Annotated in this window: 9 protein-coding genes and 1 pseudogene; 1 reads left to right on the forward strand and 9 read right to left on the reverse strand. The window is 44.1% G+C overall.

What is annotated here, in order from left to right:
* Positions 1-86 precede the first annotated feature (86 nt).
* Positions 87-3,359, forward strand: coding sequence for a glycoside hydrolase family 2 TIM barrel-domain containing protein (locus PREMU_RS02760; protein ID WP_007572954.1), 3,273 nt, complete (start codon positions 87-89; stop codon positions 3,357-3,359).
* Positions 3,360-3,546: 187 nt separating this feature from the next.
* On the opposite strand, the gene PREMU_RS02765 is transcribed toward PREMU_RS02760, so the two are convergent.
* From PREMU_RS02765 to PREMU_RS02810, 9 genes and pseudogenes are all read right to left on the reverse strand, one after another.
* Entirely contained in the window at positions 3,547-4,419 is an 873-nt protein-coding gene (locus tag PREMU_RS02765; protein WP_007572955.1) for a carbohydrate kinase family protein, read from the reverse strand.
* A 19-nt stretch (positions 4,420-4,438) separates the two neighbouring features.
* A complete protein-coding gene (locus PREMU_RS02770; RefSeq protein ID WP_007572956.1) occupies positions 4,439-5,638 on the reverse strand; it encodes an MFS transporter in 1,200 nt (399 codons plus the stop codon).
* A gap of 142 nt (positions 5,639-5,780) precedes the next feature.
* A complete protein-coding gene (locus PREMU_RS02775; protein WP_007572957.1) occupies positions 5,781-8,018 on the reverse strand; it encodes a substrate-binding domain-containing protein in 2,238 nt (745 codons plus the stop codon).
* A 290-nt stretch (positions 8,019-8,308) separates the two neighbouring features.
* Positions 8,309-9,458 (reverse strand): annotated as a pseudogene (locus PREMU_RS02780) (IS256 family transposase).
* A gap of 52 nt (positions 9,459-9,510) precedes the next feature.
* Entirely contained in the window at positions 9,511-9,897 is a 387-nt protein-coding gene (locus PREMU_RS02785) for a hypothetical protein (protein ID WP_007572959.1), read from the reverse strand.
* Positions 9,898-10,762: 865 nt separating this feature from the next.
* Positions 10,763-12,943, reverse strand: coding sequence for a peptidase domain-containing ABC transporter (locus PREMU_RS02795; RefSeq protein WP_007572961.1), 2,181 nt, complete (start codon positions 12,941-12,943; stop codon positions 10,763-10,765).
* Entirely contained in the window at positions 12,924-13,805 is an 882-nt protein-coding gene (locus PREMU_RS02800) for a GNAT family N-acetyltransferase (protein ID WP_007572962.1), read from the reverse strand. The genes PREMU_RS02795 and PREMU_RS02800 overlap by 20 nt, the downstream gene beginning before the upstream one ends.
* Positions 13,806-13,808: 3 nt before the next feature.
* Complete coding sequence (locus PREMU_RS02805) at positions 13,809-15,257, reverse strand: radical SAM/SPASM domain-containing protein (RefSeq protein ID WP_007572964.1); 1,449 nt, start codon at positions 15,255-15,257, stop codon at positions 13,809-13,811.
* Between the two features lie 31 nt (positions 15,258-15,288).
* Positions 15,289-15,519 carry a hypothetical protein gene (locus PREMU_RS02810; RefSeq protein WP_007572965.1) on the reverse strand — a complete coding sequence of 77 codons (231 nt, stop codon included), beginning with the start codon at positions 15,517-15,519 and terminating at the stop codon, positions 15,289-15,291.
* Positions 15,520-15,531: the final 12 nt, after the last annotated feature.

Raw genomic sequence — 15,531 nt, forward strand, 5'->3', positions numbered from 1 at the left:
ACTTAAAAGTTTTCCGGTTGGGAACAAGGTTTCATGAATTTATCTTATCTTTGTAAGATAAAGCATAAAGACTAAACATTAAAATCATGAGACAACCAAAAGGTAAACTTATCATGGCATTGGCAGCATGGCTGTCGATGCCGTGTACGATGGAGGCTGCACCCGTGAAGACCAAGGCCGCAGCCATGCCTACTTGGACGGAGTGGCACGACCAGCAAGTCAATGAGGTGAACCGCTATCGCCTGCACACCAACTTCTTCGCTTATGCCAACGAGGCAGAGGCAAGGGGGGGCGACTTGGAGAAGTCGGCCAACTACCTCTCCCTCGAGGGCCCGTGGAAATTCAACTGGGTCAAGGATGCCAACGAGCGCCCACAGGACTTCTACAAGACCGACCTTGACGACTCATCGTGGAAGACCATGAACGTACCCGGCATCTGGGAGCTCAACGGTTACGGCGACCCCGAGTACGTAAACGTGGGCCTTGCGTGGCGATACATGTTCAAAGACGGCAATGTCTACAATGGCTGGAAGACGGAATACGCACCCGAAAACGCTACTGTGACCAGCGTCCCCGTCAAAGACAACCATGTAGGCTCCTATCGACGCGTCGTCAATCTACCGGAATCGTGGAACGGCAAGCAAGTCATCGCCCACTTCGGAAGCGTGACTTCCAACATGTATCTCTTCGTCAACGGACAGTATGTAGGCTATACCGAGGACTCAAAGGTGGCGGCAGAGTTTGACATTACGAAATACCTGCACCCTGGCAAGAACCTTATCGCCTTCCAAACCTTCCGCTGGTGCGACGGATCAATGGACGAAGATCAGGACTTCTGGCGCCTCTCCGGCGTGGCACGACAGTGCTATCTCTATGCCAGGGATGCCCAAGTGCAGATGGAAAACATTCGCGTCACACCCGATCTTGAGAACGATTATAAGGACGGCGAACTGCTTGTCGACGCATGGGTCAAAGGCAACCCAATAGTGGAATACCGCCTGCGCAACGCCAATGGTACGGTCGTGGCCAAGCAGACCGTCGATTTCCGCGGCCATACCGAGGGTACCGCACGCTTCATGGTGCGCAACGTGAAGACGTGGACGGCTGAGACGCCTTATCTCTTCACCCTTGAGGCTATCGTCAAGGACCGGAAAGGCAACGTCGTCGAAGTGATCCCGCAGAAGGTAGGCTTCCGAAAGATAGAGATTAAAAACGCGCAACTGCTCGTCAACGGGCAGCCCGTGCTCATCAAAGGCGCCGACAGACACGAAATGGACCCCGATGGAGGCTATGTCGTTACGCCGGAGCGCATGATTCAGGACATCCAGATTATGAAACGGCTCAACATTAACGCCGTGCGTACCTGCCATTATCCCGACGATCCACGGTGGTATGATCTCTGCGATCAATACGGACTCTATGTCACTGCAGAGGCCAACCAGGAAAGCCATGCATTCGGATACAGCAACGATCAGTCCACACCCGTGGCCCAACCCGAGTTTGCCAAGCAAATCTTAGAGCGCAACCAGCACAACATGGAGATGCAATACAACCATCCTTCCATCATAGTCTGGAGCCTTGGCAATGAGACCGACAACAGCAACAACTTCCTTGCCGCCTACAATTGGATTAAGAGCCAAGACAATTCACGCCCCGTACAGTATGAGCGCGGACTTTACAGCGGTCCCTATGACTCGGATATCTTCTGCCCGATGTATGAAACGGTGAGCGGGTGTGAAAGATATTGCAATGACACCAAGCAGACACGCCCACTCATTCAGTGCGAGTACAACCACACCATGGGCAACTCAGGCGGCAACCTTAAAGAGTATTGGGACCTCATTCGCAAGTATCCGAAATTCCAGGGCGGCTACGATTGGGACTTCGTCGATCAGGGATTGCACCGCAAACCCGACTTTCAGGCCTCGCGAACCGTGGCCGATCTCAATGCCATCAGCGCGAAATATGAACCCGGAACGGGTGGCATGACTCCGCTCTACACCTATGGCGGTGACTATAACGCAACAGATGCGTCTGACAACAACTTCAACTGCAACGGCATTATCGGGCCTGACCGGCAGCTGAACCCCCACGCACACGAACTGGCTTACCAATACCAGAACATTTGGGTGAAGCCCTTAGACCTTTCTGAAGGCACCATCAACGTGCACAACGAGAACTTCTTCCGCGACCTGAGCAACTATCGCATGGACTGGACTTTGCTCAAGGATGGCAAGACCGTGCAAAGCGGCACCGTGGACCAGCTCAACGTAGCCCCGCAGCAGACGGCCACCGTCAAGCTTCCACTCAACATCCCCGACGACGGCGAAGTGATGCTCAACGTCGCCTTTAAGCTCAAGAGCGCTGAGCCACTCATGGAGGAGGAACAGACCGTGGCTTACGACCAGATCATCGTCAACGAGGCTACACCCGTCACCTACATTGAGAATTTCACCAAAGACAAGATAAAGATCCAAAACAAGAAAAGCGATGCACAGATCGTCATCTCATCGGACAAGGCTTCCCTTGCATTCGACAAAGCTACCGGTCTGCTCACACAATATACCGTTGACGGCAAGAGTTTATTGGGCGATGGCGGCACACTGAAGCCCAATTTCTGGCGCGCAGTAACTGACAATGATATGGGGGCCGGCCTGCAAAACAAGCTCAAGGCTTGGCACAATCCGAAGATGACGCTCACCGCTATCACGGTGGAGAAAGTAAAGGAGAGCAAGGGCACTGCTGCCACTGTAGTCGCAAGCTACGATATGCCGGAAGTCAACGCCAAGCTGCGCCTTTCTTACACGGTTTATGGCGACGGCACTGTCGATGTGGAACAAGCCATGACCAAGGCCACGCCCGACGCCAAGGCACCTGATATGCTGCGCTTCGGCATGGTGATGGACCTGCCTTACTCGATGGATAAGAGCCAATGGTATGGCCGTGGCCTCATAGAGAACTACAGCGACCGCAAGCTCTCGGAGCCTATCGGCCTCTACAGCGCTACCGCTGATGAACAGTTCTATCCTTACATGCGTCCGCAGGAAACAGGCACGAAGAGCGATATCCGCTGGTGGAAGCAGAGTGGAAACGACGGCGTCGCCTTCATGATCACACCCATCAACACGTGGATGGATGCCGCTGCACTGCACTACAACATCTCAGATCTCGACGAGGGCAGCGAGAAGAAACAGCGCCATTCTCCAGAAGTGCCGAAGAGCAAATACACTGAGCTCACTTTCGACCTCATCCAGCAAGGCTTAGGAGGAACCAACAGTTGGGGAGCTTTACCTTTGGACAAATACCGTGTGCACTTCGGTGACAAGACTTTCCACTTTGTCATCAATCCGTTGAGATAAGACCATAACCCATTGATTCGTTTTTGCCCACGCACGTCAAGGGAACCTCCCACGTGTGTGGGCAAATTCATTTATTGCGTAAAAAAGAAACTCCGGCACGTGCCGGAGCATTGTCTGGCACGTGCCGGAGCATTGTTCGACACGTGCCGGAGAACCGTCCGGCACGTGCCGTAAATGACGAAAGCTGTTATTTTGTAAGCTCTGCGGGCAACTTTGGCATAGCACCCTTTTGCGTACAAACGAACGCACTGACTTTAACCGCGAGGGCATGCGCCTCCTCGACGGACTTGCCGGAGAGGATGGCAGCGGTGAAGGAGCCCGTGAAGGAGTCGCCGGCGCCCACAGTGTCAGCCACCTCCACCTTAGGCGTAGGCTGGAAGCTCTTGAAGTCGTTGGGAGCAAAGACATAGCTGCCGTTGGTACCACACGTGAGCACCACCATCTTCAGATGGTAACGATGCATAATGATGCGGCATTTCTCTTCCATATCAAGCCCCGGATAGTCGAACATACGACCGACAATGACGAGCTCCTCATCGTTGATCTTCAGGATGTCACAATGGCGCAGACCATTCCGAATAGTCTCCTTGTCGTAGAAGTTACCACGAAGGTTGATGTCGAAGATCTTCAGACAGGCTTCCGGCGTGGCATCAAGAAAGCTCATGATGGTTTTCTTGGAATCCTCGCTGCGCTGCGCCAGTGAGCCGAAGCAAACGGCACAGGCGTCCTTTGCAGCATCTTCCATCTCAGGCGTGAAAGGAATATGATCCCAAGCCACATTGGGTGTGAAGGTGTAGGTAGGCACTCCCTCAGCGTCGAGCGACACGTTGACCGTTCCAGTAGGGTAGGGCACACGCGGAATGATGTACTTCAAACCATTCTCATCGAATGTAGACAAGGCCTGGTCACCAAGCACATCGTTGCCCACAGCGCTCACGGCCATAGCGTCAAAACCAAACTGGCTGGCATGATAGGCAAAATTGGCTGGTGCGCCGCCAAGTTTTGCACCCAGGGGAAGTACGTCATAGAGCACTTCGCCCAATCCGATGATCTTTCTCATAGTTGTATTATTTTGCTTTTTAGTATTTGATTTGCTTGATAAACGTGAGCAGATAGATCACACCCACAGCCATCACGACCACTGCTCCCACCTGTGAGTTCACGGCATCACTGGCAATACCCATGATGAGCGGGAAGATCGTGCCGCCGAAAAGCCCCATGATCATCAGACCACTGATACCATTCTTCTTCTCAGGCATGTAGAGCAGGGCCTGAGAGAAACACATGGAGAAGACGTTACTGTTGCCGTAGCCCACGAGAGCGATACCCGTATAGAGCCACCACTTCGACGTTTCAGTCGTGCTGTAAGCGCCCATTAACATACAAGCCATGCTCAATGCCATCATCGTGACGGAGATGATGAAGAAAGTGCGCGTCTTCAATACGCGCAGGAAGAAACTGCCTGTCATGCAGCCGATGGTACGGAAGATGAAGTAAAGGCTCGTGGCCCATGCCGCGTCGTTGAGAGCCATGCCCGCATATTGCTGCAACAGTTTAGGTGCCGTAGTGTTGGAACCCACGTCGATTCCCACGTGGCACATGATACCGAAGAAGCACAACAGCACGTAAGGATTGCCCAACAGCTTGAAGGTGTCAATATAGTCGCGCCCCACTGACTTCTGCTCCTCTACAGTCTCCATGTCGGTTTCTTTCTCCTGAATAGGCGTAGCTTGTAGCAGGAGTGACGCAAGGATGCCGATAACCATGTAGATGGGGAAGAGCACACGCCAGCCAAGCCCTAAGCTGGGAATCGTAGCGGCAGCGCCCCACGACGCGATGATGGGAGCCATGAACGAGGCGATGGCCTTAATGAACTGACCAAAGGTCAGCGTAGAAGCCAAATGGCCCTTCACCAACGATGAAACAAGCGGATTGAGAGAGGTCTGCATGAGGGCATTGCCAATGCCCAAAAGAGAGAAGGAAATAAGCATCACAGCAAAATCCTCAGAGAAGATGGGTAACAACAGCGAGATGACCGTGACAATCAATGAGAGCATCACCGTCTTCTTGCGCCCAATCTTATTCATCAGCACACCTGTGGGAACCGAAAAGATAAGAAACCAGAAGAAGACAAGTGAGGGAAGGAAATTGGCGACCGTATCACTTAGGGCGAGATCTTGCTTCACATAGTTGGAGGCCGTGCCTACTAAATCGACAAAGCCCATGGCAAAAAAGCAGAACATCACAGGGATGAGTGCCAGACGATTGTTGTTACGCATAATGCTTCATTTTTAAGTTTTCCGACTGCAAAGTTAGGATGAAGAATGTTATTGTAATAGAAAAAAACGTTCTTATATCATCAATAATGTTTCCATGCAACAAAATTGAAGGAATAAGAACGTATATTTCATTGTATATGATTCATTTCCTTGCAGATGGTGTCACACCAAACTCGTCTTTATAACATTTGGTGAAATAACTTGGTGATGAGAAACCGGTGTCATAAGCCACTTCAGAGACCGACTTACCGGTTGTTTCAAGCATCTCTTTGGCTGTCTTCAGCCGTAAAGTTCTCAGAAGCTCTACGGGCGAATGCCCTGTCAGAGCTTTTGCCTTACGATACAGCTGCACACGGCTGAAGCCCACATCGGTTCCTATGTCTTCCACGCTGACACCGCTATCAGCCAAGCGACGTTGCATCGATGCCTGCAACTTCTCTAAGAATTCGCGGTCATGTTCAGACAGAACATTGTTTTTCACGCCTTTGATTCCTGTATCAGTCTTTTTGCCCGCTTGGTTTTCTTTTTCCATCTCAGAAAGGATGCGCTTCCGCATGCGCTCACGGCCTTTAAAGATATTACCAATACACGACAACAGCACCCTGCTGGAGAATGGCTTGGTGAGATAATCATCAGCGCCGCTCTCATAACCTTCCGCCTTCTGGTCCTCACGGCTCTTGGCAGTGAGCAGTACGACGGGTATATGGCTTGTCGCAGCATTGTTCTTCACCTCCCTGCACATTGTCAGACCATCCATGACCGGCATCATGATATCAGAAATGATTAAGTCGGGAACTTCTTGAAGCGCCAGTTCAAGTCCCTGCTTGCCGTCAGCAGCCATGATAACACGATAGTGGTCTTTTAGGATTACGTATTCATAGCCACGGATGTCTGCATTATCCTCTACGATAAGAATGAGAGGAGAAGAGACGTCTCCAGAAGTATCTCCACGCCTCTCCACAATAGGGGAGGGGGAAATGCTTCCAAAGCTACAGTCAATACTATCAGAGGTATTGCTTCCTTCTTCCTCATTGGGGAGGGTTGAGAAGGGATTATTAAGGAGCGTTGGACTTAATATTTTCCCCATCAATCTCATGAGCTGCGTGGCATTCCGGTCTACAGCCTTCAGCGTGCAGAGATCATCGTCGGAGAGATTATTGCCGTTATTCAAGCCCTCAACGATGCGGTGTATGGGATCAGCAATAAGGGTCAGGGGCGTGCGTATCTGATGACTGACATTGGTGAAGAAGTCAAGCTGTTGCTGTTGCAGTTTAGCTCGCTCGTCATTCATGCGGATATGGTTGATCAACATCCGCCAACCACCAACGATGACAATCATAAGCAGGACTATGACACCAATGCTCAGATACGACACTAACCGTTGTGTTGAGAGCCGTGCCAGTCCCTGGTCCACCTGATCGTGCAGCTTACTCAAATAGGTTGCCTGTAGCTCCATATCGTGTGCCTGATTGTAGATAATCTCCGAGTTGGTCTTTGTCACGACGGCTGACTTGAACAATGTTTTCTTCTTGTATGGCTGATGGCGTAGGATAGCCAATGCCTGTTGCAACACCTTGTCACCATTAGTCGGATAAAGACACGACGCATCAATTACTCCCTGCTGGATCAGCGCTATGCCACCACCTTTAACGGCAAGCGCATCCACTCCAGTGAATTTGATTCTACCCGCCAGTCCTGCCTCCTTGGTAGCCTGATAAGCGCCCATGGCCATGCGGTCATTCTGACAGAATACATAGTCGATGTCACGGTGCGTCTTCAAGATTTCTTTCATCTGAGCATGACCACTCTTTTCCGTCCAGTCGCCCCAACGGCGGTCAACGAACGTTATTCCAGGAGCTGCCGCCAATGTCTTGACAAATCCATCATGGCGTTCTATGGCAGGAGTAGAGCCTTTCAAGCCACTGATTTCCGCAACGACACCATGATCTTGCAGTTTGCTGATGACATACTGTGCCATAGAGCTCCCTATGGCTTCATTGTCGCCACCCATGTAGGAAGTATATTTCCTGGTTTTAGCATTACGATCAAAGAGAATGACAGGGATACCCTTATCGTAAGCTCGCTCAATGGCGGCGGTAATAGTACCCTGTTGATTAGGTGAGACGATGAGTAGGTCAATACCGGAAGCTACAAGACTGTCTATCTGCCGGTTCTGTTGCGCATCGTTGTCGTTGGCTGCAGCAAAGCGAAGCTCCACACCAGGATTAAGATAAGCCTCCGTCTTCATCTCACGGTTGAGCTTCTCGCGCCAAATATCCTGGCTGCAAGATGACACGCCAATGACATATCTCTCTTTCTGCCTCGACGTACAAGAGACGAGCAGCAGAAGAAGCAGAAGCAAATGGCTGATCTTTGACATAAGCAGAATCTAATGCTCCATTAGCCATAACGAGAAGAGGCAATCATAGACGATATAGCCTTGGACGGTTTTGTATAGATGTTTCTTATCAATGGGAAATGGCCGGCGTGCAACGCGACCTCTGATTGCCGATTGCTTTCAAATGGCCACACTATACCCCGGACTTACACAGCCCTGAGCCAGGAATGGAATATTCTGTTCCTATTCACTCCTATTCTATACAAAGTTCGTAATAATTCTTGTAATGTGCAAATAAGAAGGGATTTATTTTCGTATATTCCAAATACTCTTTAGTTTGCAAGTGGCATAGTCCACTTCCGGCTGATGTTCCGGTAAGCCAGATAGACGAGTTTCTCCAGGGCTGTATCACAGGGGAATACTCCCTTGTTCTTGGTAACCTTTCGTATCTGGCGGTGATATCCTTCAACGGTGTTCGTGGTATAGATGAGCCGGCGGATTTCCTTGGTGTATTGGAAGAACTCCGTCAGTCGCTCCCAGTTGTCACGCCACGATTTAATGACGATGGGATACTGTCCGCCCCATTTGGCATCAAGCTTGTCGAGCTCGGTCTCGGCTGCCTCCTTGCTGACAGCGCCATAGACCAGCTTCAGGTCCCTCAGAAACTCCTTCTGATGCCTGCTGCCCACATATTTGATGGAGTTGCGTATCTGATGGACGATGCAGAGCTGCACGGCCGTGTTGGGAAAGACGCTCCGGATAGCATCCGGGAAGCCTTTCAGGCCATCCACGCAGCATATCATAATGTCTTCCACACCGCGGTTCTGCAAGTCCGTAAGCACCTCCAGCCAGAAGTTTGCCCCCTCGCTCTTGGCTACGTACATACCGAGCAGTTCCTTATGACCGTCCTTGTTGATACCCCAGTACATTGTAGATGGCACGGGTAACGGCACGCCCACTGTCGTCTTTCACCTTGTAGTGGATGGCATCAAGCCAGCAAATAGCATAGACCGACTCCAATGAGCGCGACTTCCACTCCTTAATCTCAGGAAGGACACGGTCAGTTATCGCGCTGATGGTCTCGGCCGACAGCCTGGTATTGAACTCCCGCTCAAAGTAACGGCTGATTTCCCGTGTACTCGTGCCAAAGGCATACATGCCGATAATCTGGTCTGCCATGCCCTCGGCAAGTATCGTCTCACGCTTACGCACGGTCTGAGGATCAAAGCTGCCGTTACGGTCACGGGGAGTTTCAACGGTCACCTCGCCATACTGAGTCTGAACGGTCTTGGGCATCTTACCGTTGCGGCGGTTGCCGCTCTCACGGGATTCTTCACGCAGGTGAGCGTCCATCTCACCCTCAAGAGCGGCATTCAATATGCGCTCCAACATTGGTGCCAAAGCACCATCCTTAACAAATAATGGTTCTCCCTTACGAAGCTGTGCCGCAGCTCTCTTGTAATCAATTTCGTTGTTGTCCATAAAAAATAAACTGTATAAAACTATTTCTTATTGTAGCTTGACACAGTTTACTTTACACTCTCGTTTGAGATGGAAGAAGAACTGCGATTTGCCATAACCATTTAGATTGTCTCTGCTTGTATTCCTCCCAAAGAAGAAGCCTTGTAACATGCTTGTCCTTCAGCTGCTCCTTATAAAATGGGAGCTCTTTGATAAAGACATCCATACGCTCGTCCGTATACGCAGGATTGCCCTGAAGGAACATACGTTCCAACTCTGGATCTTCCATACGAAGAAGCGTGGGTATGTCGAGCTTTAGCTCACTTACTGTCTTCATGTAATTGTTCACTGTCTCCTTATTAATAGGAGTCTCCCGTGCTATCTTTCGGTTCGAGTAACCGGCCTGGTGTAGCATGAGAACTTGTCTTATATCACCCATGTCTTTGGTTTTACCAGCCATATTTCCTTTGCTTATTGGTTTAAGCCTGCAAAGGTATCTCAAAGGAGACAAAAAGTGAACGGATATGCTCCGGAAAAAAGGCGATAGCAATGAATAACGTTTCCCGAGTGAACAGATATGCTCCGGAAAAAAGGCACTGGCGCTGATGCCCGTAAAAAGTGAACGGGTATGCTCCGGAATCGGGGTCACCTTACGGCCCTGGTGAACGGGCTTGCCCGGAATAAAGTCAAAACACGCTTAAATTTGCTCATCTCTGTCAACTTTTGAGAGGAAAATCAGCAAACGGAGCACCGAAAACGAGCGAATGTTTAGGTTTTTTTACCCTCTACATTCCGCTACAAAGTGAACGGACATCGTCCGGAATACGTAACGGATGCCTTTGATATAGTTAAAAAATATCGAACGATTGTATGATTTATATTTTAGAATATATAAAAAATATCATTTTGAGTGGATATTTTCGACAATATATTCAAGTAGTGATTTTTTAATGATAATATATCCTTTGTCATACTTTAGTTTCCGCAAAGTATTTCTAGAATATATGTCTATAATGTAAACCCTTTCTTTATCCATTTTACATTTAAGCACATCACCAACGATAGATTCATCTTCTGTCTCAAAATTAATTTTTATTTTTGTTTTATGTTTTTGAGCAGTGTATATTACATTGTAATTTGAGATTTCTTGGATCCTCAACTCCATTTGTGAGATAGACGGTTGCTCTACTTGTATGCAATTACATAGGATACAAATTTTAAATTCAACACTGTAACAGAATAATAGAACTGCAACAAACAAAACAACAACGAATAGTTGTGTTAATATTGTATATCTTGGATTACGAAATAGGAGGCTCATAAATTTACACATTTAACTGTTTATTAAATAATTCTGTGTAATATCCGTTATTTCTAAGCAACTCTTCGTGTTTGCCGCACTCTATAATTACACCTTTTTTTAGGACGATGATATTGTCTGCATGTTTAATTGTACTTAATCGGTGGGCTATAATAATAACTGTCCTATTGGTATAAAATGACTTTAAATTATCTATTATGTCATTCTCATTATTTGCGTCTAGTGCATTGGTTGCTTCGTCCAACATAACATATGCCCCATTCTTATATATAGCTCTGGCTATACATAGCCGTTGTTTTTGGCCGCCACTTAAATTCATACCATCTTCCCCGATGATAGTATCATAACCGAGAGGAAGGCCTGTTACGAATGAATGTATTTGGGCTTGTTTCGCCGCATCAATAACTTTTTCCATATTAACCTTCTCGTCACATAATGATATATTCTCAGCGATACTCTCTGTAAAAAGATATCCATCTTGAAGTACTACAGAACATCTCTTGCGCCAGTCCTTCAAATCAATGTCTTTATAGTCAGTTTTACCAAGAGAGATTTGCCCTTTGGTAGGCGTGTAAAAGCCTAAAATTAATTTAAGAAAGGTTGATTTTCCACTCCCACTTTCGCCAACAATTGCAGTAATTTTTCCCGGATATATTGTACAAGATATGTTGTTCAGAACATTTTTTTGAACAGCGCCCGTATATCTAAATGATACATCTTTAAATATTATAGGTTTTACACATGAGTCTACTTTAGTCTTATTCTTATACAAGTCATCCTCGTCTTCTTCTGCACTTATTTCATTTATTCGTTCAGCACTAATTTGAGCATCTTGGAATGATTGTATAAAAGATGAAAATTGATATAAAGGTCCATTAAGTTGTCCTAACACATAACTTATTGCTACCATCATACCCATTGTTATAGAACCACTAATAACAAACTTTGCACAAAAGAATGTTATTAATATATTCTTAATTTGATCAATTAACAAAGCCCCGATATTTTGAACTTGAAGGAGTTTAACACCTTGCATGTTTATGTCATATATTTGTAGTTGTTTTTTTGTCCAACAATTCAATTTATAATCTTCACAATTATTAAGTTTAATATCTTGCATGCCTCGAATCAGATGTATAATAAGGCTCTGATTTTGACTTACTTGCAGAAATCTTTGGTAATCTAATATTTTTCTCTTATTTTTAAACATATATATCCAATACAAATAACATATTGCACCAATTATAAAAATACAAATTAATTGCCAACTATATTGAAATAAAACGATTCCATAAATGATAAAACCAACAATAGTAATAGCAATTCCTATAAGAACAGAGGTAAGAAAATATTCTATCTTATTAAAGTCCTGAATTCTCTGAAGTAAATCGCCAATCATTTTTGCGTCAAAAAATGAAATTCTCATTTTCATGAGTTTTTCTAAAAAATGACAAACCATTGAAATACTTACTCTGTTACTTATATGGGCCATTAGCCAACCGCTTACAAAACGATTGGCGCACATGCCAATAATAAGTGCAACTTGACTTATTAAAATACAAGTTACAAGTCCCCCGTCCTTGTTTTCAATTCCCAAGTCGACAACACCCTGTGCTAAAAAGGGAAAAACAAAACTTATTATTGATGATAAAAAAAACGAAAACAATAATTGATATATAAGTTTCCTTTGCGGTCTTAAAAACAAGCTATAATTGACATAACTGTTGGACTGCTTATTTTTTATTTCATCAGTAGAAAAATAAGAATTGGGTTGAGGCAATAAGACAATGCCCAAATCATCGCCAGAATGTTGATCTGCAATAAACCCTCTTTTGAAATCCCTTATGTTATATAGAATATTACCAATTGCAGGGTCACCTATAAGAACCTCATTTCTGAAGACATGCCAAACAACAACAAAATGTGATCTTTTCCAAAAAATAATGCAGGGTGCATTAAAATTTTCTATAAAATCACAATGCGATATTTTCATTCCTGTCGAATCAATATTGATATTCTCAAAGGCTTTTTTTATTGTAAGCAATGTTGTGCCATTCTTATATAAATTGCACAAAACTTTTGCAGATACCACATCTATGTCTTTTCCGTAATATTTAGCTATCATACGAAAGCAGGTTGGCCCACAATCTTTTTCGCTTAATTGTTTAAAGAAAGGATATTTCATGTTGTAATACAATTCTTTTAAAATGCTTGCACGCACATTGTTTTAAAAAAAAGAAGTACAGTTTTCGTAATTTTATAGAATTAACATCATAATAGAATATTAAATATTTGATGTTGGGATTTTTTAATTTTATCTCAATAGATATCATCTTCCATATACTACAAAGCGCATTAATATTTCTGTGCGTCTCAACAATATATGTGCAACAGAATTCAATCGTGTACTTGTTCTTTTGATTAATAATAGTCCATCCTATCAGCTGTTCGTTCTTGTCAAAATAGCATTTACATCCTTTATTATCTTCCATAGATAAAACAGGAGAAAAGTGTTCAGGAATTGATTGCAAATTAATATATTGCGCAATCTGCGTTTTCTTCGTATTACTAATCTCTTGATAATCAACCATTGAATAAGGATTATTGCGCGAAAATGATTTTAATCGAGGTTCAACACCCATGACCCAATCTTCTTTTTTAATAAAATATCCAAGACAATCTATGGCTATTGTATTAAATCCTAATGCGTACCAAAAATTTTCAATACCATATTTTTCATTGTCATATACCAACATATTCACAATATACTTGCATAATGGTTTATTGACCTCATACAATTTGCATAACAGATTTTTAGCAACATTTTGATTCCTATAAAGAGGTAATATATATGTATAGTGTAGTATACATATATCGTTCTTATTTTCGAATATTACAAATCCTAAAACCTCAGCGTCGCAAAGTGCGCAGATTATTTGGTATTCAGCAAGTTTTTTAGAATAGAAAAATTGAGAAATGACTTCTATAATAGTATCTTTATACTTGCTTTCTTTTATACTTGATATATAGTATAATGCTTGAACCATCAGTTAATCTAAGGTGAATTGGTTTTGAGAATTTGGTGAATTGGGACACCTCGGGTCGGGATGAAGAACCTTAGCTTGGCCATAGGCCTCTATCACTAATTTCCAGCATACACCTTTTGAATAACGACAATGAATAAAATCTTTGCATTTATGGCATGCAGAATCATGCGGGAAATTATTTGAAGAGAGAAAGTATAGAGATTCCGCTTTAGTAGATTCCCACAGCTCTATAATAGAATGCTCATTAATGTTACCGATTTTAAAGAAAGAATTCCAATATAATTCTTCACAGATAGTAGCTGTACCATCTGGAAGGATGACAAAACCATCGACATTTGCAGAACACAGTGGGCGTTCATCAAATACTTTGGAGTTTTTCATCTCACATTTCTTATAGATAAATGTATCATCGACAATAGGAATGTCAACCGTTTCCCTGATTTCACTAATATATGAACGCATGTCATATACCTGTTGAAGAGATGGACGTATTTTCGGATAATTATCATCTGACTTATAACAGCTAAATCCAATAATTGAAACAACGACTTTAGATATATTCTTTAGAGTATTTGCGAACAATAATACTTCATTAACATTCTCAATGTTACAAGTAAATTTCGACAAAGTCGGTTTGAGAATAATTCTCAACTTCTTTGAATCAGCATATTGTATACTTCGTTTTATATCATTTACATAATTGCCATTTACACATAAAGTCTCATTAGCTACACTTTGCTGTAGTGTATCTAGCGAAAACTGTATGCTTTTCAAACCTGAGTCCACTATACAATCAATAACCTTGTTAGACAAAGGTATTTTTGTTGAAATGTCAGGATAGTAACCGTTAGCGGTCAAGGTCTTTGCTATTTTTGTCCAACCTTTTTTAAGAAAGAACTCACCGCCAGTAATATCAATCCTTTCAATACCTACACTTTTTGCTTGTAAAATGAGGCGACACCAAACGTCTGAAGAAATCTCTTTGTGAACATAAGATTTGTTTGCGTAGCAATATATACAATCCGTGAAACATTGTAATGTTGGACAAATTAAAAGTGTTTGTGGATATGACAATCTTCTTCTATTATGATTTAGAGGGGGCTCTATATAAAAGAAACTTTCAGCATACTCATCACGCTCGTAAGAAGCATATTCTAATACATACGATGGAATCATAGATATGACACCATCATAAGAAATTGCAAGCTCTTTCTTATTATGATATAACGATTTTATTATACGATCTGCATCTACGTCAGAAATGTGTAATCTTTTGGATATAATATCCAAAACACACTGAGTTGTACGTTTTCCATTGAAAAGACTTAAAATCCATGCATAAACAGGGTGTATAAATGCAAAATATGCGTCACTATTCTCTGTCGGATTATTCTTAATTATAATCCGATCCTTATCATTGACAAATTTGTACTTTTTGTTGAATACTTTCATATAAAAAGTCCCCCAGTAGAGATGTTAATTGTTAAGGTAATAAAGTTTCTGAAACTTTCTGCATTTCTTTTTCAGATTGCAGTTTGCTAAGGTCGGCACTATTACCATTGCCGACATTTGAGTTCTGATTTCCTGGCTGACAAGATTTTTTACATGATTGAGTGCAAGAGTCTCCTGCTTCAATCGCATTCATTTGAGCATCATCAAGAATCTGAGATTCTGCTATTGATGCAAACTGGGAAAATGACAATTTTCTTTCCATAATTAAATCGTT

The organism is Hallella multisaccharivorax DSM 17128 (assembly GCF_000218235.1).
GTDB lineage: Bacteria > Bacteroidota > Bacteroidia > Bacteroidales > Bacteroidaceae > Prevotella > Prevotella multisaccharivorax.